The following is a 23,042-nucleotide window of genomic DNA, read 5'->3' as shown; positions in this document are numbered from 1 at the left end:
ATACTATTTACTTAATATGGCATTAGAAGATTTTTTCTTATCACCAAAAAGCTCACCACGGCAGTGATTAACAACAGAAGCTGCCAGGAACATAAGGGCTAAAGTGATAATAAGCTGTAATCCGTCAGTTAAAAAGATAAAGTGTCCATCGAGCATATGAATAAATATATGGTATACTGCCTGGATTAAAGCAGTGAATGTTACAATAAACATTACAATGGTTGGAACAAACAGCATCCAGCCTTTGCGATTAGTCATGCGCAGGAACACTGCCATACAGATTAAGACTAAAGCACTTAAAAGCTGATTGGCTGAGCCGAATAATGGCCATATATTCATATAACCGATACGGCAGAGCAGATAACCAATACCAATGGTTAGTAAGGTAGCAATATATTTATTAGCACCAGCTTTTTGGACGATATTCATAGAAGCAGCATCATCCGATTGACAGAGTTCCTGTAAAGATAAGCGGCCGACTCTGACAACGGTATCAAGAGTTGTGAAAGCTAAGGCGGAAACACACATGGTTATTATACATACGGCATAAATTCTGGGCATACCCAGCATGCTTAAAAAGCCCGCAACGGAGCCGGAGAAAATTTGAAAAGGCGTGCCATGGGGCATTTGTCCATTTTTAGCAGCAGCACAAACAATTATTAGAGCCGCAACACCTAAAATACATTCCACAAGCATTGAACCATAACCGATAAACAACATGTCTTTTTCATTGGCAACGGTTTTAGAGGAAGTACCAGATGATACGAGGCTGTGAAAACCGGAAACAGCACCGCAGGCAATTGTTATAAATAAAATTGGGAATAAACTTTTGCCATGTACTTCAAAACCAACGAAGGCAGGCATATTTATAGAAGGATTAGCGATGATAATACCGATAATAGCACTGGCAATCATAGCAATTAATAAAAATGTACTTAAATAATCACGTGGCTGCATTAAAAGCCACATAGGCAGGACAGAAGCTATAAAAGAGTAGGTAAGTGCAACTATAATCCAAATATCACGGGAAAAATACATAGGAAAGGCGATACCTAGGCTTATCATGGCAAGTATTAAAATTATGGCAACGATAAAACGTACTGATTCCTTAGGATGGGATTTTTTTACAAAGATGCCAAACAGCAGTGAACCAATAATATAAATCATTGAGATTGAGGCAGCCGAAGCACCAGGCAAAAGTTTGCTGCCGTCAGCAGCAAAACCATTAAAGGTATTGGCAACAATATCAGCAAAGGCAGCAATTACCAGTAACGTTAAAAGCCAGGAAAATAACAAAAATAATTTTCGGCCGGTTTTACCGATATATTGTTCGATGAGAACACCCATCGATTTTCCTTCGTTTTTAACCGAGGCATAAAGGGCCACGAAATCCTGTACACCGCCAAAAAAAATACCGCCGATAACAATCCATAAAAAGGCGGGCAGCCAGCCAAACATCGCAGCAATAATAGGACCAGTAACAGGTCCGGCACCGGCAACAGAAGAAAACTGATGGGAAAAAGCCATAAACTTTGAAGTTGGTGTATAATCTTGCCCATCTTCGTGTTTATAGGCAGGGGTCAAGGCCTGGGCATCTATTCCCCAGGTACGGGCCAGCCATTTGCCATAAATAAAATAGCCAGCTAAAAAAATAATAATTGCAATACTGAGCATTGTTATACCATTCACGGAAATTAACTCCTTTATAAATAAATATATACCGCTATTGCGGTATGTGATTGATAATATAACACTTATATAAAATAAAGTCAATTATTATTTGTTAAGTTGTAAATGAAAGATACGCCGTAAAAATTAATATATTACGGCGGTATAAATAGTAAAGAGAATAAAATTAAATTAAAGTAAAACAACGAAAATTTAGGTTACTATTTTAATAATGACAAAAATAAAAACAGCGCATCATTTTGATACGCTGTTTTTAGAATTCATAATATTTGTTGCAAATCTTTTTCCAGTTTTTCCCAGCCTACTCGGTTTAAAGTATTGGCAAAACGTTCACCTTTATTGGCATTCTTGGCAAAAAAGTTTAAGGCAGTATCAACTGCTTTATATAAAATTTCCTGAGAAAGAATAATTGGCAGCAGATGCTTACCGACAGTTATGCGATTGCCATATAATCCGCCAAAGGATAGCAAAAAGCCTTGTTCGCCGGTCCAAGCTGAGGTAGGGCAGACTTTATTGCATTTACCGCAGTTTATGCATTTTTCTTCATCTAAGGTTAATGTTTTTGCTGATTTATCAACAGTAATCGCTTTACCTGGGCAGGCTGCAGCACACAGACCGCAGAAACAGCATTTATCTTCCAGCCAGAGTGGTTTTAATGCGCCCTTGATGCCGATATCATTTTGTTCGGCTTTTAGACAGTTATTAGGACAGCCGGTTACGCCCATTTTGAATTTATGCGGCAGTTCTTTGCCGCCGTAACGAATATCAAGCTCTTGGGCAACTTCAGCAGTATTTATAAGACCGCAGCGGCAAATGCTGTTGCCATGGCAGGCGGTTATGGTGCGAACTCTTGGACCGCAGGCACCCACTTCCATATCATTTTTATGCAGATAATCAATTACCGTTTCAATGTCAGCAAGTTTTATAAAAGGGATTTCCACACCCTGACGCGAGGTTAGATGAACAGTGCCATTGCCATATTTTTCTGCCACTTCCTGTATTGTTTGCAGCTGGGCAGCCGTCAAATGACCGCCAACTGATTTTAAGCGCATGGAAAAATTATCCGTTTGGATCTGCTGCATAAAGCCATTTTTCTTCAATTCTTTGTAGTTTACATTTGTCATCTTTTTTCCTCCGGTATAATATGTATGATTTCTTTTGTTATAAAGCCATTTTTTATTTTAAAACTATTTAATAGCGGGGTAGAATATTGTAATGATAATATTAGATAGCTTAGAGCAGGATCATAAGCCAATTTTATATCTTCAGTCGAGGGAACTGCCGCAGAAGATGGATGGCTATGCCAATTGCCTAATAATATATAATTGTTTTGCCGCATATCTTTAATGGCTTGAAACTGTTCCTGCGGGGCAAGGGAAAAATGTCTTACACTCTTATCAACATTATTTAGAAAATAAATTTTTTTTACTATAATATTTTCATTTTCTTTGATGCCGGCAATAAGGCCGCAGGCTTCAAGCGGCAATTGCTGGCGGGCATAGGCTGCTATTTGCGAAAAATAATTTTGTTGTAATATAAGCATAATTATTATCCTTGAATTAGATATTATGGCAGGTCATTATCTTAGTGATACTGGGATTTGTACCGCAGATAGCACAGTCATCATTGGCAGAAATTTTTATTTTCCTGAACTGCATGGATAGGGCATTATAGGTTAAAAGACTGCCAGTCAGTAAATTGCCAATGCCCAATATATATTTGATGGCTTCAGTGGCCTGAATACTGCCTATAATGCCGCCCATGACTCCTAATACACCTGTTTGGCGTGCAGGTGGGACTACCTCAGGTGGTGGTGGATTCTTAAAAATACAGCGATAGCATGGACCTTTTCCCGGTACATAAGTCATACTCTGCCCCTCAAAACGACGAATACCAGCATGGGAAAATGGTTTGTGCAATAAAACACAGGCATCATTAATTAAGAATTTTGTTGGGAAATTATCAGTGCAGTCAATGATAAAGTCATAATTTTTGTTATTGATTATGTCAGTAATATTATTTGCTGTTATCATTTCATTGTAGGTTATAATGTCGGCAGCAGGAGTCATTTCATTTAGGGTTTCTTTGGCTGATAGTACTTTGGCTTTGCCAATATCTTTGGTAAGATGGACTATTTGCCGCTGTAGATTGGAAAGTTCTACACAATCAGAATCGACCAGACCAATGTGACCAATACCAGCAGCTGTTAAATACATTGCTGTGGGTGAACCAAGTCCACCAGTGCCTATAATCAAAATATTGCTGTTTAATAATTTTTCCTGCCCGGCAATGCCTATTTCCGGCAATAAAATATGTCGGGAATAGCGTTTTGACTGCTCATCTGTCAGAGACATAATTATTCACCACTCATCATATATTTATAATAAATAAAAAAGACCAAGGTAAATAGATACAAAATACCTACTTGCCCCGGCCTTTAGTTTTCTAATAAGCCATTACATAAAATTTTACTAAACTGTATATAGAATAACATCATATGCTTATACTGTCAATATTATGTTGACATACAATGAAATGATTAATATAATTATGATACATTATAAATAATATAATATATCATAATATGAGGGATGAAAATGGCTGGGGAAAAAATTATCAATAAAAATAATAAACTAAGTTCTGCTGCATTAAAAATAATAACTTCGTTAATGCAGGAAATATTTCACGGAGAAATAAATTTAATAGTGCAAAATTCCTGTCTGATACAAATTGAACGCAATGAGAAAATGCGGTTGGTTGATATATCTAAATATGCTGCATATCACAAAAAAACGCAGCATATAGACTATACACCTGTTTGCGAAAAAATACAGCAGGAATTTTCTGATTTAGCTTTTGGCAATATTGCCATCATAATAAAGTCTGGCAAGGTAACACAAGTAGAAAAAACTGAAAAATATCGGTTTAGTGATTTTACCGGTATGGATGGCGAAGGAATATAAAAACTGGGACTGGCATATATTGTTATTAATGTGCGATAGGCCCAGTTTTTTATTTGTATATTATATTGTTTAGCGCGGGCTGATATTGATAAGCGGCTGTCCCTGTGATAATAAAGCTTTGCGGTTTATTAATACAGCAAAAATATCTAAATCAGCAATATGATCATTTTTTATTGATTCTAAAACTTCAATAGGTTTGATACTGCCATTAGGTGATACTTTTAATTTTAATAATAGACAGTGAGTTTCATCATTATATTGCAAAGGTACAGCAACATAATTCTTAATATCAATATCTTTTTTTACAATGCGTCCCTTTTGTGCTTTTTTGCCGCGACGCTGGCGGGTAAAAGTAATGGAAGAAGCAGCATTGAATTTAGTGATAGCGTCATTTATTAATTCTGATGAAATATCTTCCGGCATAATGAGCTCATAAACAGCCGTATCAGCCAAGGCGTTCATAGATTTAGGATGTTCGGTATTTAGTTTTTTTGCCTGTAATAACTGAATTCCCTCAGGCAAGGCACTGCTTAACTTATCAAAGAATTCCGGTTGACACATGTCACGGGTAAGCTCAATATCAGCATATTCGGCATCAGTAGTAACACCGAGAGCCAATGCCGAAGCAAATGATACTTTCATATGAGGATTAAAGCCTTCAGAATAAGCGGCTGGCAATTTGGCCCGGCGTATACAGCGCTGCAGCAGATTAGCATAATCAAGATGGGAAATATAACGTAACGATTCTTTTTTGCTGATTTCTATGCGAAAGATTGTCATTATTTTTCCCCCCAGTCGGTGACAGCAACATCGAGTTCCTGACAAATTCCGCAGCCTGTACAGCTGCCGCGGCGGCAGTCTGGTGTGAGCTGTTCGGCAGCAGCTTTTTTATATTCATTTATTAGAAATTGTTTATTTACGCCGGGACTGGTATGGTCCCAAGGTAGATTTTCCGCGAATTCACGTTGGCGCAGATTATATGGAGCTGTTTCAATATTGGCATCAGCAAAGGCCTGCATCCAAATATCATTATTGAACATTTCACTCCAGCCATCGAATTTTGCACCATTTTTATAGGCATTATAGATGACTTTTGCTAAACGGCGGTCACCGCGGGCAATAATGCCTTCCAGGCTGCTGGTAGCTGAATCATGATAGTTAAAATTAATAGCTTTATCTTTTATAGTGTCTTTTAATAAACGCTGTTTACGCTTAAATTCCTCCTGGGTATTTTGACCAAACCATTGAAATGGTGTATAGGGTTTTGGTACAAAACAGGATACGCTGACAGTGACCTTTACATCGCGGCGGTTTTTTATATTTTTATATAAATTTACTACTTTTTGGGCTAAATCAGCGATGCCGATAATATCTTCATCGGTTTCGGTAGGCAGGCCCATCATAAAGTATAATTTAACGGTTTTCCAGCCATGCTTAAAAGCAGCAGAGCAGGAATCCAGCAGATTTTCTTCAGTTACGCCTTTGTTAATAACATCACGCAGCCTTTGGGTACCTGCTTCCGGAGCAAAAGTAAGGCCGCTTTTGCGGGTCGCCTGTAATTTATGGGCAATATCAATGGAAAAGCTGTCAATGCGCAGGGACGGCAGTGAAAAACTCATTTTTTGCCCAGCGTATTTATCAGTCAGGTCATCAATAAGTGTTGGCAGACAGGAATAATCAGCTGAGCTTAAGGAGGTTAAGGACATTTCGTCATAACCGGTATTATCAATCATTTTTTCAGCTAGTTTAAATAATGTTTCTGAGCGGCGTTCTCTTACAGGGCGGTAAATTATACCCGCCTGGCAAAAACGACAGCCACGGCTGCAGCCACGAAACAGTTCGAGCATAAGACGATCATGGACAATATCTATAAATGGCACAATCGGTTTTTCTATGCTGGGAATACTATCTAAATCGGCTAAAACACGTTTATGGATAACAGCAGGAATATCGTCATATTTAGGTGTGATTTTTACAAAATTATTATTTTCATCATAATGCGGTTCATAAAAAGCTGGAACATAGATACCAGGGATTTTAGCAGCAATACGTAAAAATTCATGACGGTCACAGGTTGAGGTTTCTTTTTTCCAGGCAATAAAAGCGGAAATTACATCATTTATTACTTCTTCACCTTCGCCTAAAATAAAGAAATCAAAAAAGTCAGCGATAGGCTCAACATTATAAACGCAGGGACCACCACCAACAATAAATGGCATGTCGTTGCTGCGATCATTAGCAAATAATGGAATACCGGCAAGATCAAGCATATTTAATATATTGGTATAGCTTAATTCATACTGCAAAGTAAAGCCGATAAAGTTGAATTCATTAAGTGGGGTATAAGATTCAAGGCTATATAGTGGAATCTTATTTTCCCGCATTTTTCCTTCCATATCCGGCCATGGCGTATAAACACGCTCGGCAGCAGTATCAGTACGATTGTTGATAATTTCGTATAAAATTTTAAGACCGAGATTGGACATGCCGACTTCATAAACATCGGGCATAGATAATGCAAACTTACAATCTACAGTATTCAAATCTTTATGGATGGCATTTACTTCGCCACCAGTATAACGAGCAGGTTTACTAACCGTCTGTAAGATAGACGGTGAAAGCTTATTCATATAAAATTCATTCCTATCATTTCATTAAAAAAGCTGCTGCCAAAATCTGCATAGGCAGTAGCTTATAAAAAATACATATTTATTAGATAGCCAATAAATATTTTATTGACCTAGATAAGTTATTTTTGATTTTCCTTAACGGGAGTAATTGTCGGAGCAGCCTGAACATTTTCGTTAAGACCTGTTTGCGCTTCCTGGACAGCCTGCAGGGCACTGTTTAAATTGCCTAAAGCATATTCAAATACATCATTGGCATATTTAAGTGAATCTGTTCGTAATTGAGTAGAATTTTCAATGGTTTTATCCATGATTTCTTTGGCTTGGGTGCGGGCCTGTTCCATTATCTGGTCTTCGGCAGTTATTTTAGTAGCATATTCTTTAGCCTGATCCAGCATATTATCAGCATCTTTTTTGGCTTGATCAAGAATTTGCTGCTTATTGCGAATAACATCTTCAGCACTCTTTATGGTTTGTGGCAATTCTTTGCGCAGTCCTTCAACTAAACGCATTAAGTTGTCTTCTTCAATAACGCATTTATTGGTAAATGGAACACGATTGGAACCAACTACTAATTCTTCCAATTCATCAAGCAGTTCATTTATAGCCATTTATATTTCCTACCTTTACTTTATATTTATAATAATAAAATAAAAACTTACCTTTAATTATATCATATAACCTTAGCAATATCTCTAGTTATTGCTAAGGTTATATTTACTTCGTATGACATTTTCTACACAATCAGGCACAAGTCCTTTAATATCACCATGAAAATTAGCAAGTTCCCTGATAGCTGAAGAACTAACATAAGAGTACTGATGCTCACTCATAAGGTACATCATTTCAACATTTGGTGCCATACGTTTTACCATCAGCATCTGCGAAGTTTCATAAAAAAAATCATTTTGGTCGCGCAGTCCGCGAACAACAACATTAGCTTTTTTTTGGTTTATATAATCAGATAAAAGACCGTCAAAAGCATCAACGGTAACATTATCAATATGAGCGGTTGCCTGCTGTAATAATTGTACACGTTCTTCAATTGATAAAAAGGGTGTTTTGCGTACATTGTTAAAAACGGCAATTACTAGATGATCAAACATTTTGGCAGTGCGCTCAAAGATATTTATATGTCCATTAGTCACCGGGTCAAAACTGCCTGGGCATAATGCAAGTGTCATGATTTAATCCCCTTGATATATTTGTAAATATTGATTTTGGTTGTAGCACCATAGGTCTTGCTGCGTAATAATTCAAAATTACTGTTATCACTATTTAATTCTTCATCTTTGCCAATTTCAGCAATAAAAAGACAGTTATCGGCTAGGATATTACTGGTATTAAGTGTATCCAGCAGTTTCTGGCAAAGTCCTTTATGATAAGGTGGGTCGCAAAATATAATATCAAATGTATAATTCTTTTGTTCCAGTAATTTTACGGCATCAACGGCATCTAATCGCTTGATAACAGCTTTATCCTGCAAACGAGTATGCTGGACATTGTATTCAATAGCAGCAATGCTGTCAGCAGATTTATCAATAAAGACTGCGCTGGCGGCACCACGGCTCAAGGTCTCAAGGCCTAAAGCACCGCTGCCGGCAAAAATATCTAAAACATTGGTGTCAATGATATCATTTTGCAAAATATTAAAAAGCGATTCTTTTATGCGATCTGCTGTTGGGCGGGTATTCATTCCAGATGGAGTTTTTAATTTTGTTCCGCGGGCACAGCCGGTTATTATTCTCATTAAGTCACCTTTTTAAACTATTTTATCATCCTATAGTATAGCAGAAAAAATATATACTGCCAAAATTTATTTGCTTAATAATTCCTGCTTTAATTTTTTATATCTTCTTGTATAATAGGGACCGTTTTGTGCTTCACGCTGATCAAAACCGTAGGCACGCCGGCTTACAGCCATGATTGGCGGAGCTTGAATTCTTTTAGCAATGGCCATACCGGAAAAAAGATTCCACCAGCGTTCTAAGTCATTGATAAAGTCATTGGCTGTGGGGAAATATTTATTTATTAAACCATCAGCGCAGCCAATTTCTTTTTCAATGGTACCATCTTTATACCATTGCAGTATATCTTCCGGAGTGGCCTTATCCCAGCGCTCCACAAAAGAGCGGAAGAGATAATCGTGATAAAGATATTTAATTGGGTCGCCTTTTCCTTCATTGACATTTTGTTCGGCCGAAAGTTCTGCACTGGGAACAATATCAATTACAGCTTGGGGAATGACCTGCTTATGATAAATTTCATTATTTAGATATTCGGCTAATTCATATATCTGGTATTTCCATAAATCAGCCAGTGCAGCTAAAAAGCCGGATTGATCACCATAAAGTGTGGAATAGCCTACTGTAGTTTCGGCTTTATTGGCATTACAGGTAAAACCAGCGCCAATAGCAGCGGCTAAACCAGCTAAGATGCGGGCAGAACGGTCACGTGCCTGAATGTTTTCGGCAACAAATGATGAAATTTTTATTTTTTCGGGGATATTTTGCGAAAAATTTTGTATTGGTGTATTTTCAAATTGATTTATTGTAAAATCAATGACTTCCTGAATAGGCATAACGGCATAAGCACAATTAAGATTTTGGGCCATTTCTTTTGATAAGTCTTTGGTTGTAGCAGAATTGTAGATGCTGGGCATATTTACCAGAAGAACATTTTCTGGTCCAATAATCTGGCAGTATAGGGCAGCAGCAACAGCTGAATCAATACCGCCGGAAATGCCGATGACAACTTTTTTCATATGTATTTTTTGCAGAAATTTGCTGATGCCGTATGATAAGGCTTTATAGATGCAGCTTATATCGTTAGTCTCAATATCACTGTTAATGGGTTGCACAGCTGTAGTTTCATTATTGAGGGCAATATAGCTGGCAGCTTCGCTATAAGCGGGGGTATAAGAGGCAATTGAGCCGTCGACAGCATATACGGTGCTTGAACCATCAAAGGTATATACTGTTTTGCCATTGTTTTGGATACCAATTTTATTTACATAAAAGACAGGAATATTGTTTTTTTTAGCATGCTGCGAAAATACACGATGACGTTTATTGTTTTTACCGAGTGTATAAGGGGAGGCCGATATATTGATAATGGCATCCAGATTATTATTGGCACACAAAATATCAAGCGGCGATATGGGATAATCATCACTCCAGCCGTCTTCACATAATATACAGCCAAGCTTTAACTTTTGGTCATTTATTGTTACAGTAAATGGTTTTATAAGATTAGCTGTTTCAGTGTGTAGTTCAGTGGCCAGCATAGCAGTACTGTAAAAATAGCGGCTGTCATCAAATTCACGATAATTGGGATGCAGTGTTTTTATGGCAAAGGGGTATACGGAATCCATAGGAGCAACAATATGTCCATTTTGTGCCATGAATAAGGCATTATATTTGCGGCAGCGCCCATCACGATTTTTCTTTTTCCAATCGATAGCAATATTACCAAAGATGATAACAATATCAGTAGCAGCAGCAACAAGTTCCTGTCCACATTCTTCACATTCATGCAGGAATGCTGATGAATCCCAGGTATCACCAATAAAATAGCCGGGAATAGACATTTCCGGAAAAATAATTATATCGGCATTATTTCCTTTGGCTTCTTTAACAAAGCTGAGCATTTTTACCAAATTATCACTGGGTCGCCCTGCTTCAACTTCAAATTGACATGAACAAACTTTAATCATAATACGCCGCCTTTTGTATAAATATATAGTAAAGATATTATTTAAGTTATAAAACTTATATTTATTGAAATAAAAGTAAATTTTTGGTAAAAATTTTACCAATAGATAAATATAAAAATAGCATGAAATAGCTGTATTGACAAGTAAAAATGCAATTATTGCCGATATTAACTGTATATAATTTTTATTGTAAGTAAGAAGTTAGGAAATAAATAAAGTGATTACTTTATAAAAATGTTGCTAATTGTATTAAAAGTAACTTAATATATAATAAGAAGTTTATAAGTAAAATTTTACAAAAAATTTACAAAAAAAATTTTTTTATGGTTATGCTGGTTTACTAAAGGGCATGTTTTGTAGTAAACTTAATTAGTTATGAAATTACTTGTAGGTGATTAAATTTGTTAATAAACAAAATGTTATATGTTATAAAAAAAGATTTACAGGCTTTAGAGCAAGGGTTATACCACGAAGTTCATTCTGATGTTGATCTTATAACCGATATCGGTACACATCTGGTTAAGTCTGGTGGAAAGAGACTGCGTCCAGCACTTTGTATTTTGGCGGCCCGCAGCAAAAAAGACTATGAGCTAGAATATGTATTGCCATTGGCAATAACAATTGAGCTTATTCATATGGCTTCATTGGTGCATGATGATGTTCTTGATAATGCGTCAACCAGACGGGGGGCTGCAACGGCCAATGCTAAATGGGGGAATAATGTTTCCATACTAAGCGGTGATTTTTTATTTGCCAGAGCTTTTGCTCTAATAGCAGATAAGGATTATGATAAGCGTGTACTATTGCGTTTGGCGAAGATTATCTGTGGGCTTAGTGAGGGTGAGATACATCAAAATGAAAAACATTTTCGTTTGAGAACGGAAGAAGAATATTATGATGCTATAGCCAAAAAAACAGCTGATTTTATTGCTGCCAGCTGTGAAATCGGTGGCATATTGGCAGGACTAGGACGTGAGGATACTGATAAGCTGTATAAATATGGATTGTATTTAGGGATGGCTTTTCAGATAACTGACGATATACTAGATATTACATCCAATGATGAAAAAATTGGCAAACCCGCCGGCAATGATATACTGCAGGGGATAATTACGCTGCCGGTTATTCAGGCAACTAAAACAAGTCCCGTTAGGGAAGAACTTATAAATATTATAACAGATGAAAATTTAGATAAGGCTATGGTAAAAAGAGCTGTTGCCATAACAAGAGATAGTGATGGTCTTGATTATACCCGTAAAAAAGTTTATGATTATCTTGAAATGGCCAAAGAAAGTTTGCCGGCAGCATTACCAAAAGAAATTCGACAGTCATTTATAGAAATAGCTGAATTTGTGGGAAAACGTGATTTTTAAAAAACAGTATGCTATAATACGAATAGAATTTATGACTAGTTATATAGTTAATAATTTTTGTTTATAATCTTTTGTTTAAAAGGAGCGAATGAAAATGTTTGGCATTGGTGTTCCAGAGCTTATCGTCATTTTAATTATTGGTTTAGTGTTATTCGGACCAGGTAAATTACCAGAAGTAGGGCGTGCCGTCGGCAAAAGTATTAATGAACTGAAAAAAGCAACATCGGGTATAAATGATGTTGCCCAGCAGCCACAACAAAATGAGCAGCAGGTTCAACAGCAGCAAATGCAGGAACAGATGAAACAAATGCAGCAGCAGATGCAGCAAATGCAGGAACAGACTAAAAATGTACAGCCTCAACCAGCACAAACAAAGCAGGATACGACAAACGATAAATAAGCAAAAAGCGTCTTTGGATTTTAAAGACGCTTTTTAATATACAGTATTGTATGGGAGGTCAAAAATGTTTGATATAGGTGTGCCTGAATTATTACTTATATTGGTAATTGGTCTTATATTTTTTGGTCCAGGGAAATTGCCTGAATTGGGAAGAGCTATCGGCAAAAGCATTAATGAATTTAAAAAAGAAACTAATAAAGAAAAAGATGTAACTGATGAAAATAAATCTTTTGCAGAGACGACGATAATTGATGTAAAAGAAGAAAAGAAAAAGTGAGTAATTAACAATGCAAGAAAAATATCCTGCTGAAATAACAACTGAAGAAAATTTACCAGCTGAAGAATTGGCTGATATTCCTCAAGGCAATATGACATTGATACAGCATTTAGAGGAACTGCGTAAAAGAATTATACGCAGTCTTATTGCTGTCTGCGTAGGCGGCGGTATTTGTTATTATTATGTCCAAGACATAATGCATTATTTGACTTTACCGGCGGGAAAACTTTATTACATGCAGCCGACAGAGGCTTTTTTCACGTACATCAAGGTAGCGATATTCGCTGGGTTTATATTGGCATTGCCAATAGTTTTATATCAAATATGGTGCTTTGTACTGCCAGCATTGACAATAAGGGAAAAAAAGGTTTTGCTGCTGGTGGTACCAATGTCATTGATTTTATTTTTGGGTGGTTTGGCCTTTGCCTTTTTCCTGGTATTGCCTGCGGCAATGAAGTTTTTTATTGGATTTACTGACAGCACGCTTTTACCCATGTTTTCAGTCAGTCGATATTTTGGCTTTGTTATCGCATTTATTCTGCCTTTTGGCATTGTATTTGAACTGCCGCTTATTGTGGTTATTTTAGCGAAAATCGGCTTGGTTACTTCTAAATTTCTTATAAAGAAATGGCGGCTGGTAATTTTTTTGACATTTGTAGTGGGAGCTGTAATATCACCAACACCAGATATTTTTACACAGTGTATGATAGCTTTTCCCATGATATTTTTATATTTTTCCAGTTATTTTATTGTACGTTTTGCATTAAAGAAATAAATAGTTTTGCTTGAAATGTGAGGTTTAAATAATGGCTTTTAATGATTTACGTGAATTTATAGATCTGTTAGAACAAAAAAACCTGTTAAAAAGGATAAAGACACCGGTCGACTGTCATTTGGAAATAACAGAAATAACTGATCGCGTCTGTAAGATGGAAGGCAATAAAAATGTTGCTTTATTATTTGAAAACGTAAAGGGCTATGATATACCCGTTTTGATTAATGCCTTTGGTTCAATGGAAAGAATGGCTATGGCATTAGGTGTGGAAAAACTGGAAGATGTGCCTAATGATTTAAGAGAAATATTAAAACTGCCTTATATTTCTTTGCAGAAAAAGATGGATTTAATACATATTCTGCCTATGGCTAAACGGGCAATAAATTTTCCTAAATATGTAAAAAAAGCCTCCTGCCAGGAAGTTGTTCTTAAAGGGGACGATGTATCTTTGGATAAATTCCCTATTTTAACTTGCTGGCCGCAGGACGGCGGTCCTTTTGTAACTTTGCCGCTCGTGTTTACGAAAAATCCTGTTACAGGTAAACGGAATGTCGGAATGTATCGCTTGCAAAAATATGATAGCAAGACAACGGGAATGCATTGGCATATTCATAAAAATGGTGCTGAAAATTACCGTGAATATAAACGCTTGGGGAAAAATCGGTTGGAAGTGGCCGTTGCTATTGGTACAGATCCTGTTTTGACCTATGCAGCGACAGCACCATTGCCGCGCGATGTTGATGAAATGGTTTTTGCAGGATTTTTGCGGAAAAAATCAGTGGAAATGACAAAATGTGTAACGGTTGATGTTGAGGTTCCGGCAACCAGTGAAATAGTGCTGGAAGGCTATGTGGATATCGATGAAAAACGGCGTGAAGGTCCATTCGGTGATCACACTGGTTATTATTCATTGGCGGATGATTATCCGGTTTTTCATGTGACTTGTATCACTCATCGCAAAAATCCGATTTATTTTACGACCATTGTCGGCAAACCACCGATGGAAGACTGCTATTTGGCAAAAGCAACGGAACGAATCTTTTTGCCATTAATGCAGCAGATGCTGCCGGAAATTGTCGATATAAATTGTCCGCTTGAAGGTGTATTTCATAACTGCATGATGGTATCCATTAAAAAGACTTATCCGCAGCAGGCTAAACGAGTAATGAACGCTATCTGGGGTATGGGACAGGCTATGTTTACCAAGATGATTATTGTTGTTGACGAACATGTCGATGTGCAGAATCATAAAGAAGTATGGTGGCGTGTCTATAACAATATCGATGCGAAGCAGGATATTATTACAGTTGATGGACCTTTAGATGTGCTTGACCACTCTTCACCAATGGCTAAGTGGGGAACTAAAGTGGGGATTGATGCTACCAAAACATGGCCGGAGGAAGGTCATACCCGTGAATGGCCTGATGAAATAAATATGAGTGATGAAGTTAAAATGGCTGTAGACCAGAAATGGCAGGAACTTGGTCTTGAATAAAATAGCAGCTCATATTAATAACATAGCGTTGCACCATACGGTATTTGCCTTGCCTTTCGCCTATATGGGAATGTTTTTGGCAACGCTGGCTTTGCCAAGCTTATCTGATTTTATTTTTATAACCTTAGCCATGGTAGGCGCCAGAAGCAGTGCGCTTGTACTTGATAATTTTATCGATTTAAAATATGACCGATTGCAGCCGCGTTTGGCGAAAAGGCCAATGGTTACAGGTGATGTTAAGCCCGCAGAAGCAATAGTATTATTATGTATTAGTCTGGCAATATTTATCTATGCGGCATTGCAATTAGCTCCGATTTGCATTTATCTAGTGCCGGTTGCAGTAATTGTATTAGTTTTGTATCCTTATACTAAAAGATTTACATATTTATGCCATTTTGTTTTAGGTGGCGCTTTGGCTATGGCACCGATTGGCAGCTATATAGCAATAGAGGGAACAATCAATATACCGATTGTAGTACTTGGTATTGGTGTATGCTTGTGGATTGGCGGTTTTGATGCTCTTTATGGCAGTCAGGATGAGCAGTTTGATAAAGAACATAAGCTTCATTCATTAGCAACTAAATTTACGGCGCGTCGTGTTTTTACCATAATATGGTTTGTTCACGCCGCTAGTATAATTTGTTTTATAGTAGTTGGACTTTGGTATCAGCTAAGTTTTTGGTATTATATTGGTATAGCTGTGGCTATAGCAACACTTATCTATCAGCATTCGATTGTTTCATATAAAGACTATAGCCGATTGACGCAGGTTTATTTTATGCGCAATGGCATAGTGTCCATAGTAATATTTATATTTACGCTTATAAGTATTTTAGTATAATAATTTTTAGGAGGCTGTCGATGTCAGCTGTAATTTTATCAGGAAAAGTATATGCAGAAAAATTAAAAGCCGAAGCTAAAGTTAAATTAGATGCTTTGGTGGCAAAAACCGGCATAAAGCCAGGTCTTACCGTAATAATTGTGGGAGAAGATCCTGCTTCACAGGTTTATGTAAGAAATAAACATCGTACTTGTGAAGAAATGGGTATAAATTCTCAGGTTGTGAATTTACCTCAAGATATATCAAAAGAGGAACTTATTGCCAATATAGAAAAACTGAATAATGATACTGCTGTGCATGGTATTTTACTGCAGCTGCCATTGCCTAAAGCATTGCAGCAATATGAAAGTGAAATACTCTATAAGATTATACCAGAAAAGGATGTTGATGGTTTTCATCCAGTAAATGTCGGTAAATTATCCATTGGCGAAAAATGCATGGTACCATGTACTCCGTTGGGCTGCATTAAAATGCTGGAACTTGCCGGTATTGATATTGATGGCAAAAACGCAGTGGTAATCGGCCGCAGCAATATTGTTGGCAAACCGATGGCCAATTTACTGTTAGCACGTAATGCTACTGTCACCGTATGTCATTCCCATACTAAAAATTTGGCGCAAATAGCAGCAAGCGCTGATATTCTTATAGCTGCTGTTGGCAGACCGGAATTTGTTACAGCTGACATGGTAAAAGAAGGCGCTGCCGTAATTGATGTTGGCATAAATCGTATTGCACCAAAAAAATTAGTCGGTGATGTTGATTTTGCCAGTGTATCAGAAAAGGCTGGTTTTATAACCCCGGTTCCTGGCGGTGTAGGATTACTTACAATTGCCATGCTCATGCAAAATACTGTAGAAGCAGCACAGGCACAATTGATAAAAGAATAAGTTAAATATGTGGAGGGATTAGCAGATGAAAACTGATGTGGAAATTGCTCAGGCAGCAAAAATGGAGCATATTGAAAAGATTGCAGCACAGCTTGATCTTGATGCTGATGACTTGGAATTATATGGAAAGTATAAGGCAAAATTATCAATAAATACATGGAATAAGATTAAAGATAATAAAAATGGTAAATTGATTTTAGTTACGGCTATTAATCCGACTCCGGCAGGGGAAGGTAAAACTACTACCAGTATCGGACTTGGCGATGCCCTTCATTCCTTAGGTAAAAAAGCAGCATTGGCTTTGCGTGAACCTTCTTTAGGCCCATGTTTCGGCATTAAAGGCGGTGCAGCTGGCGGTGGTTATGCTCAGGTTGTTCCGATGGAAGATATTAATCTTCATTTTACCGGTGATTTTCATGCTATAACATCAGCACATAATTTGCTGGCAGCAGTTCTCGATAACCATTTACAGCAGGGCAATCAGCTTGACATTGATGTTCGTCGCGTTACCTGGAAACGTGTTGTAGATTTAAATGACAGAGCACTGCGCAATATTATCTGCGGGCTTGGCGGTAAAGCGCATGGCGTACCGCGCGAAACCGGTTTTGACATTACTGTAGCTTCAGAGCTCATGGCTATTTTATGTTTAGCCAGTGATTTGCAGGATGCTAAAGAACGTATTGGTCGTATTGTTGTTGCCTATAATCATGCTGGACAGCCTGTTCATGCCGATGATTTAAATGTAACAGGTGCGTTGACATTACTGCTCAAGGATGCGATAAAACCAAATCTTGTGCAGTCTTTGGAAAAAACACCAGCATTTATTCATGGCGGTCCATTTGCTAATATTGCACATGGCTGCAACAGTGTCATGGCTACTAAACATGCCCTGAAATTAGCTGATTATGTTGTTACGGAGGCTGGCTTTGGTGCTGACCTTGGTGCCGAAAAGTTTATGGATATCAAATGCCGTTTTGCTGGACTTGAACCTGATGCTGTAGTTATTGTAGCAACCGTACGTGCCCTTAAAATGCATGGCGGTCTTTCCAAACAGGAGCTGGCAAAACAAGACCTTAAAGCTTTAGCGGCTGGTATGGAAAACTTGGCTAAGCATATTGAAAATATCAATCAGTTTGGCTTGCCGGCAGTCATTGCTATCAATAAATTTCCGACTGATACTGACGAAGAAATAGCATTTTTAGAAGAAGAATGCCAGAAAATGGGAGCGCAGTTCTCCTTATCGACCGTTTACAGTGATGGCAGTAAAGGTGCACTTGATTTAGCTGAAAAAGTAATAAAGGCAGCTGATGCACCTTCTAAGATGAAACTTATATATAGCGATGATATGTCAGTACAGGACAAAATAGCGGCTATTGCCACTAAAATATATGGTGCTGATAGTGTTGAATATACAAAGGCTGCTGAAAAATCAATCGCAGAAATTAATGAATTTGGTTTTTCTAACATGCCGGTATGTATGGCGAAAACCCAGTATTCATTAAGTGATGACATGGCAAAATTAGGTCGTCCAACTGGTTTTAAAATAACAATTCGTGAAATTCGCCTTTGTGCTGGTGCAGGATTTATTGTTGCACTTACAGGTAATGTTCTTACTATGCCGGGATTGCCGAAAAAACCAGCAGCAGAAAATATGGATATCGATATAAATGGTAAAATAACAGGATTATTTTAATATTATATTGCATTTAAGCTGAGTATATATGATAATATCAGTAAGGATACAAAAGCGGTCGGACTATTAGTGTCTGACCGCTTAGTTTTTTATAAGGAGATTTTTTATGTGGGAACGTCATATAAATCCATTAAATGTAATAAAATCATTGTCAATGGCCTTGGAATTATTATCAAGCCATTTGTCTTTTCATCATTGGCGAGTGGCCATGATTGCTATGGAAATAGCTGAGGAAATGAAGCTGTCCTATGAAGATAGTGCACTTTTACTGCAGGCAGCATTACTGCATGATATTGGTGCAGCACCCAGCTGGAATATTCGCATGAAGCTGCGTCTAAAGAGTCAGACCTATAAAGAAAAAAAAATAGAAAACCGCTATATAGAACATGCCTATAAAGGCTATGAATTTTTAAAGGGCTCAGATAGATTCAGTAATATTGCCAAGATAATATTGCATCATCATGAAAGCTGGCGAGACAGCAAAAATGATAAAAATATACCTATCCAATCGCGTATATTGCATTTAGCCGATTGGGTTGATCTGGCAATCGATTCCGAGAGAAATGTTTTATTGCAGGCAGAATGTATTAGAAATGATGTAAAAAAAATGTCAGGCAGATTATTTATGCCTGAACTGGTAACAGCTTTTTTGGCAGCATCAGGTAAAGAAAGTTTCTGGCTTAATATTGTCAATAAATTTTATGCAGAAACATTTTTTGAGCATAATGAATATTATCGTATGACTATGCCTTATACAGAAGAGGACATAATTGATATAGCTGGTATATATGCTAATATTATCGATGAGGCCAGTGGTTTTACTTATAATCATTCACGCAGTGTATCGAAGATTGCAGTGTTTTTAGCCGAAGAAAGAGGATTTTCGGAAAATGAAATAAAGGATATAATGATTGCAGGATTATTGCATGATATTGGCAAGTTATCAATTCCTAATTCAGTGCTGGAAAAACCAAGTGGTTTAAACGATGAAGAATTTGCCCTTATGCGTCAGCATACTTACTATACGTATCGTATACTTGAGCAGATTGACGGATTTGAGCAAATAGCCCAGTGGGCAGCTTATCATCATGAATATTTAGACGGTAGCGGCTATCCGTTTCATTATACGGCAGAAAATTTGCCAATGGGTTCGAGAATTATGGCTGTGGCTGATATTTTTGTGGCATTGCGTGAAGACAGGCCTTATCGAAAAGGGCTGTCAGAAGATAAAATTTTGACTATAATGAGAGAAATGGTCAATAATAACAAAATAGATAAGCGGCTGGTAAAAATAATAAGCCAAAATTATAAAATAGTTTCATTTCTGGTAAAGGGGAGTGGAACAGGTCAGGATATACGATAAAAAAGCAGCTATTTTCATTATTGAAAATAGCTGCTTTTTTATCGATCTAATATTTAAGTTGTTATTTGCAGTGCATTAACAGTGATATCAACTTTCTGAACGACCATTCCAGTCATATGTTCAATGCAGTCCTTAACTCTTTTCTGCAAATCATGCAGAAGGGTAGGTATGTGTTTGCCATAAGATAATATGACCTTAAAGGATATGGAAATTCCCTGATCTTCATTATTTTTAAAAATATGGCTGATATGGATTGCAAAAAATTTACATATGGACTTTTTGGCAGAACAAATCTGTCTTATAATTGACAAAATAGCGGAATCATCAATTATAAGACGACCATAATAACTGAATATTGGTCGGACAATAGATTTTTCGCCTAATTTACGTCTTTTTGTCCGTGATTTTTTGAAAATTGATTGTATGGGATCAATGAGATAGCCAGAAAAATGTGGTTTAAGCTCAATTGTAGGAACAGGAATAATATGCTTACCCTCTTTCATACGACAGATATAAGCTTTTTTCATTTCAACTTTAGTGGCAATATCCTCAATATTAATAATTTTTACTATTGGTGGCAGCTGCAGTATCTTGCAAATTTTATGAGCCATATTTTCCGATGTACCCAAGACTAAAATGCGACGAGGCTTTTCTTTTTGGATAGCAGCAGTTACTTCTTCGGCATGACCAGGTAAAATAAAAATAGCCCGTCTAACAGCCATAATTTTGCTGGATTCACGTTTGGCAGAATGACCAGCAATAATCTTGCCATCTTTTATTAAAATGCCATCATCAATTATAGCATCAGCGTTATTTTCGTGGGCAACTATCAGCGCACGGTGGCTTTTTCCTGTGCCGCTTGGCCCAATTAATGCAATAACATCCATCGTTCGGCGTCTCCTCAAAATGTTTATTATAAATAGTACTTTAAAATATTATATACTAAATGAAACTTTTTATCAATAAAACATTGTGAGGAGAAATAATAGAAAATAATAATATTTTAGTAAATTTAGCGAGGCTCAACAATTAATTTTATTGCGGTGCGTTCTTCACCGTCAATTTCTATATCAGTAAAAGCGGGAATACATATTAAATCAATTCCATGCGGTGCGACAAATCCTCGGGCAATAGCAATTGACTTTATTGCCTGATTTATAGCCCCGGCGCCAATGGCCTGCATTTCAGCACTCTTGGTTTCACGCAAAACACCGGCTAAAGCTCCGGCAACAGAATTTGGATTGGATTTAGCTGATACTTTTAATACTTCCATTATTAGCACGCTCCCTATAATATAACTAAAATAAATAAATACTGGATATATTAGAATTATTCGCTATAAAAAACATATTCCCTTTATTTATTGCAAATATAATAAATATTTACAAAATGGAAAAGATAAAAAGAAAACGAGCCATTAAAAAGGCTCGTTTATCAATATGCGTTTTATAGCAGTTGTTTTATTAGTTTGGTCATCTACATCGATAAGCATAGCACTAAAGACAGCGGGACCTTCGGCTGCTTCAAAACGTACTGGACGTCCATACTTGAAACGTTCAAGAACAGCATCTTTTTTCATACCAAGCACAGAATCACGTGGACCAACCATACCAAGGTCAGTGATATAGGCTGTGCCTTGGGGGAGAATTTGTTCATCGGCTGTTTGAACATGGGTATGTGTACCAAAAACGCATGTGGCACGACCGTCAAGATACCAGCCCATAGCAATTTTTTCGGAAGTAGTTTCAGCATGAAAATCGAGAATGATGATCTGACATTCATTTTTGATTTTTTTTAGGATGTAATCAACTTTTTGAAACGGGCAGTCCATAGGCGGCATAAAAGAGCGGCCTGATAAATTTATAACGCCAATATTTTTAGCCTTAAATGGATAAATACAGTAACCTTTGCCCGGAGCCGGTTCTGGATAATTGGCGGGGCGAACTAAAAATGGTTCATCATCAATAAAATTTACGACTTCTTTTTTATCCCAAATATGATTGCCAGAGGTTACGATATCAGCACCAGCCCGATAAATTTCATCTAAGGTTCGTTTGGTTATGCCTCGGCCTGAAGCAGAATTTTCGCCATTAACAATGGCAATATCAATATTGTTTTCTTTTTTTATTCCTGGCAGATATTTTAACAATGCTGTGCGTCCCGTACGGCCGCAAATATCGCCAACCATTAAAATTTTCATAAGTTTTTTGTAATATAATTGGACTATATTACTATCCTTTCCTATTATGTGTTGCAAAATCAATAGCGGATAGTTAACAATAGAAAATTATTAACCTATCCGCTTTCTTAATACGGTGTTTAATTATTAAAGACAAGAACACGGCCTTCTTCCCAAATGCCGATAATTCGTTCGCTGACATGATTAAGTTTTACGCTGCCCAGCATATGGTCAATGATATCTTCCTGCATACTTTCATTTTCAGTAGAATTTGTTGAGCCTTTTATAATGGCGTCACCAAAATGTTCGTTCATAAGCGTGCTGATAAGTTTTATTTCATTTTGAGAAACAGTATCCATATCACGCAATATATGCATAAACAGAGTGTTTTCCTGAATATCAGTATTGATAGATACCTTGGCATCTTGTATGTTTTCCAAATAATGGTAGGCAGATATGCTGTTTGTTAATAAAGTCTTGAAATTTTCAAATTCATCGGATACAACCATTTTATCCAGGGTAAAGGTAATTTTTAAACAAGTTGTTTCAGGATCAAAACTTATTGTGCCTATTTCAGGGTAACGCAATAAGATAGATACTAGCAAATTAACTCCATCCATGTTAACCGTATTTTCTTCTTTGGGTTTTTGCATGATATTCACCACCTTTAAGACTAAATATATTAGTCAATATTATTATAACAAGGCTGTATCCTACAAGCAATATGCAGATAAAAAAACAGGCATGGCAAAGTAAAAAAAATTG

At 37.0% G+C, this 23,042-nt stretch carries 22 protein-coding genes and 1 pseudogene; 10 read left to right on the top strand and 13 right to left on the bottom strand.

Annotated elements, in window-relative coordinates; translation table 11 throughout:
- Positions 1-3: 3 nt before the first annotated feature.
- The 4 genes from HNR32_RS02405 to HNR32_RS02390 form a co-directional block, all read right to left on the bottom strand.
- A complete protein-coding gene (locus HNR32_RS02405) occupies positions 4-1,689 on the bottom strand; it encodes a carbon starvation CstA family protein (RefSeq protein ID WP_183859299.1) in 1,686 nt (561 codons plus the stop codon).
- Between the two features lie 260 nt (positions 1,690-1,949).
- Positions 1,950-2,813 carry a ferredoxin-like domain-containing protein gene (locus HNR32_RS02400; protein ID WP_183859297.1) on the bottom strand — a complete coding sequence of 288 codons (864 nt, stop codon included), beginning with the start codon at positions 2,811-2,813 and terminating at the stop codon, positions 1,950-1,952.
- Entirely contained in the window at positions 2,810-3,232 is a 423-nt protein-coding gene (locus tag HNR32_RS02395; protein ID WP_183859294.1) for a M67 family metallopeptidase, read from the bottom strand. The genes HNR32_RS02400 and HNR32_RS02395 overlap by 4 nt, the downstream gene beginning before the upstream one ends.
- A gap of 16 nt (positions 3,233-3,248) precedes the next feature.
- Positions 3,249-4,043 carry a HesA/MoeB/ThiF family protein gene (locus tag HNR32_RS02390; protein WP_183859292.1) on the bottom strand — a complete coding sequence of 265 codons (795 nt, stop codon included), beginning with the start codon at positions 4,041-4,043 and terminating at the stop codon, positions 3,249-3,251.
- A gap of 243 nt (positions 4,044-4,286) precedes the next feature.
- Between HNR32_RS02390 and HNR32_RS02385 the strand changes: the two genes are divergently transcribed.
- Positions 4,287-4,652 carry a YezD family protein gene (locus tag HNR32_RS02385; RefSeq protein WP_183859290.1) on the top strand — a complete coding sequence of 122 codons (366 nt, stop codon included), beginning with the start codon at positions 4,287-4,289 and terminating at the stop codon, positions 4,650-4,652.
- 69 nt (positions 4,653-4,721) lie between these two features.
- Here HNR32_RS02385 and HNR32_RS02380 read toward each other — a convergent pair.
- The 5 genes and pseudogenes from HNR32_RS02380 to nadE all read right to left on the bottom strand — a co-directional run bounded on the left by HNR32_RS02380 (position 4,722) and on the right by nadE (position 10,994).
- Positions 4,722-7,282: pseudogene (locus HNR32_RS02380) on the bottom strand (TIGR03960 family B12-binding radical SAM protein).
- Between the two features lie 119 nt (positions 7,283-7,401).
- Complete coding sequence (locus tag HNR32_RS02375; RefSeq protein WP_183859288.1) at positions 7,402-7,890, bottom strand: ATPase; 489 nt, start codon at positions 7,888-7,890, stop codon at positions 7,402-7,404.
- An 84-nt stretch (positions 7,891-7,974) separates the two neighbouring features.
- Complete coding sequence (gene coaD / locus HNR32_RS02370; protein ID WP_183859286.1) at positions 7,975-8,463, bottom strand: pantetheine-phosphate adenylyltransferase; 489 nt, start codon at positions 8,461-8,463, stop codon at positions 7,975-7,977.
- The gene (rsmD, locus tag HNR32_RS02365; RefSeq protein WP_183859284.1) at positions 8,460-9,029 is read right to left on the bottom strand and encodes a 16S rRNA (guanine(966)-N(2))-methyltransferase RsmD; all 570 of its coding nucleotides are present in this window, start codon (positions 9,027-9,029) and stop codon (positions 8,460-8,462) included. Before rsmD ends, coaD begins: the two co-directional genes overlap by 4 nt.
- A 66-nt stretch (positions 9,030-9,095) precedes the next feature.
- Positions 9,096-10,994 carry an NAD(+) synthase gene (gene nadE, locus HNR32_RS02360; RefSeq protein ID WP_183859281.1) on the bottom strand — a complete coding sequence of 633 codons (1,899 nt, stop codon included), beginning with the start codon at positions 10,992-10,994 and terminating at the stop codon, positions 9,096-9,098.
- Positions 10,995-11,395: 401 nt separating this feature from the next.
- On the opposite strand from nadE, the gene HNR32_RS02355 reads away from it, so the two are divergent.
- The 9 genes from HNR32_RS02355 to HNR32_RS02315 all read left to right on the top strand — a co-directional run bounded on the left by HNR32_RS02355 (position 11,396) and on the right by HNR32_RS02315 (position 20,098).
- On the top strand, positions 11,396-12,367 hold the full coding sequence (locus tag HNR32_RS02355) for a polyprenyl synthetase family protein (protein WP_231038144.1): 972 nt from the start codon (positions 11,396-11,398) through the stop codon (positions 12,365-12,367).
- 94 nt (positions 12,368-12,461) lie between these two features.
- Positions 12,462-12,767 (top strand): Sec-independent protein translocase subunit TatA/TatB, encoded by a 306-nt coding sequence (locus HNR32_RS02350; protein ID WP_183859279.1) that lies wholly within the window; start codon positions 12,462-12,464, stop codon positions 12,765-12,767.
- A 64-nt stretch (positions 12,768-12,831) separates the two neighbouring features.
- Complete coding sequence (gene tatA / locus HNR32_RS02345; RefSeq protein WP_183859277.1) at positions 12,832-13,044, top strand: twin-arginine translocase TatA/TatE family subunit; 213 nt, start codon at positions 12,832-12,834, stop codon at positions 13,042-13,044.
- A gap of 10 nt (positions 13,045-13,054) precedes the next feature.
- Positions 13,055-13,819, top strand: coding sequence for a twin-arginine translocase subunit TatC (gene tatC / locus HNR32_RS02340; RefSeq protein WP_183859275.1), 765 nt, complete (start codon positions 13,055-13,057; stop codon positions 13,817-13,819).
- A 31-nt stretch (positions 13,820-13,850) separates the two neighbouring features.
- Positions 13,851-15,314 carry a menaquinone biosynthesis decarboxylase gene (locus HNR32_RS02335; RefSeq protein ID WP_183859273.1) on the top strand — a complete coding sequence of 488 codons (1,464 nt, stop codon included), beginning with the start codon at positions 13,851-13,853 and terminating at the stop codon, positions 15,312-15,314.
- A complete protein-coding gene (locus tag HNR32_RS02330; RefSeq protein WP_183859271.1) occupies positions 15,307-16,155 on the top strand; it encodes a UbiA-like polyprenyltransferase in 849 nt (282 codons plus the stop codon). Before HNR32_RS02335 ends, HNR32_RS02330 begins: the two co-directional genes overlap by 8 nt.
- Before the next feature lie 20 nt (positions 16,156-16,175).
- Positions 16,176-17,042 carry a bifunctional methylenetetrahydrofolate dehydrogenase/methenyltetrahydrofolate cyclohydrolase FolD gene (gene folD / locus HNR32_RS02325; protein WP_183859269.1) on the top strand — a complete coding sequence of 289 codons (867 nt, stop codon included), beginning with the start codon at positions 16,176-16,178 and terminating at the stop codon, positions 17,040-17,042.
- Between the two features lie 25 nt (positions 17,043-17,067).
- Positions 17,068-18,735, top strand: coding sequence for a formate--tetrahydrofolate ligase (locus HNR32_RS02320; protein ID WP_183859267.1), 1,668 nt, complete (start codon positions 17,068-17,070; stop codon positions 18,733-18,735).
- Positions 18,736-18,841: 106 nt separating this feature from the next.
- A complete protein-coding gene (locus HNR32_RS02315) occupies positions 18,842-20,098 on the top strand; it encodes an HD-GYP domain-containing protein (RefSeq protein ID WP_183859265.1) in 1,257 nt (418 codons plus the stop codon).
- Positions 20,099-20,151: 53 nt separating this feature from the next.
- On the opposite strand, the gene HNR32_RS02310 is transcribed toward HNR32_RS02315, so the two are convergent.
- The 4 genes from HNR32_RS02310 to HNR32_RS02295 form a co-directional block, all read right to left on the bottom strand.
- Complete coding sequence (locus HNR32_RS02310; protein WP_183859262.1) at positions 20,152-20,985, bottom strand: Asp23/Gls24 family envelope stress response protein; 834 nt, start codon at positions 20,983-20,985, stop codon at positions 20,152-20,154.
- 125 nt (positions 20,986-21,110) lie between these two features.
- Positions 21,111-21,371: a stage V sporulation protein S gene (locus tag HNR32_RS02305; protein ID WP_183859260.1), complete on the bottom strand. Its 261-nt coding sequence runs from the start codon at positions 21,369-21,371 to the stop codon at positions 21,111-21,113.
- A gap of 144 nt (positions 21,372-21,515) precedes the next feature.
- Positions 21,516-22,298, bottom strand: coding sequence for a TIGR00282 family metallophosphoesterase (locus HNR32_RS02300; RefSeq protein WP_183859258.1), 783 nt, complete (start codon positions 22,296-22,298; stop codon positions 21,516-21,518).
- A 119-nt stretch (positions 22,299-22,417) separates the two neighbouring features.
- Positions 22,418-22,930, bottom strand: a complete 513-nt coding sequence (locus HNR32_RS02295; protein WP_221300540.1) for a hypothetical protein — start codon at positions 22,928-22,930, stop codon at positions 22,418-22,420.
- Between the last annotated feature and the right edge of the window lie 112 nt (positions 22,931-23,042).

The organism is Pectinatus brassicae, from assembly GCF_014201835.1.
GTDB classification, from domain to species: domain Bacteria; phylum Bacillota; class Negativicutes; order Selenomonadales; family Selenomonadaceae; genus Pectinatus; species Pectinatus brassicae.
This window is presented reverse-complemented; position numbering and strand designations above follow the sequence as displayed.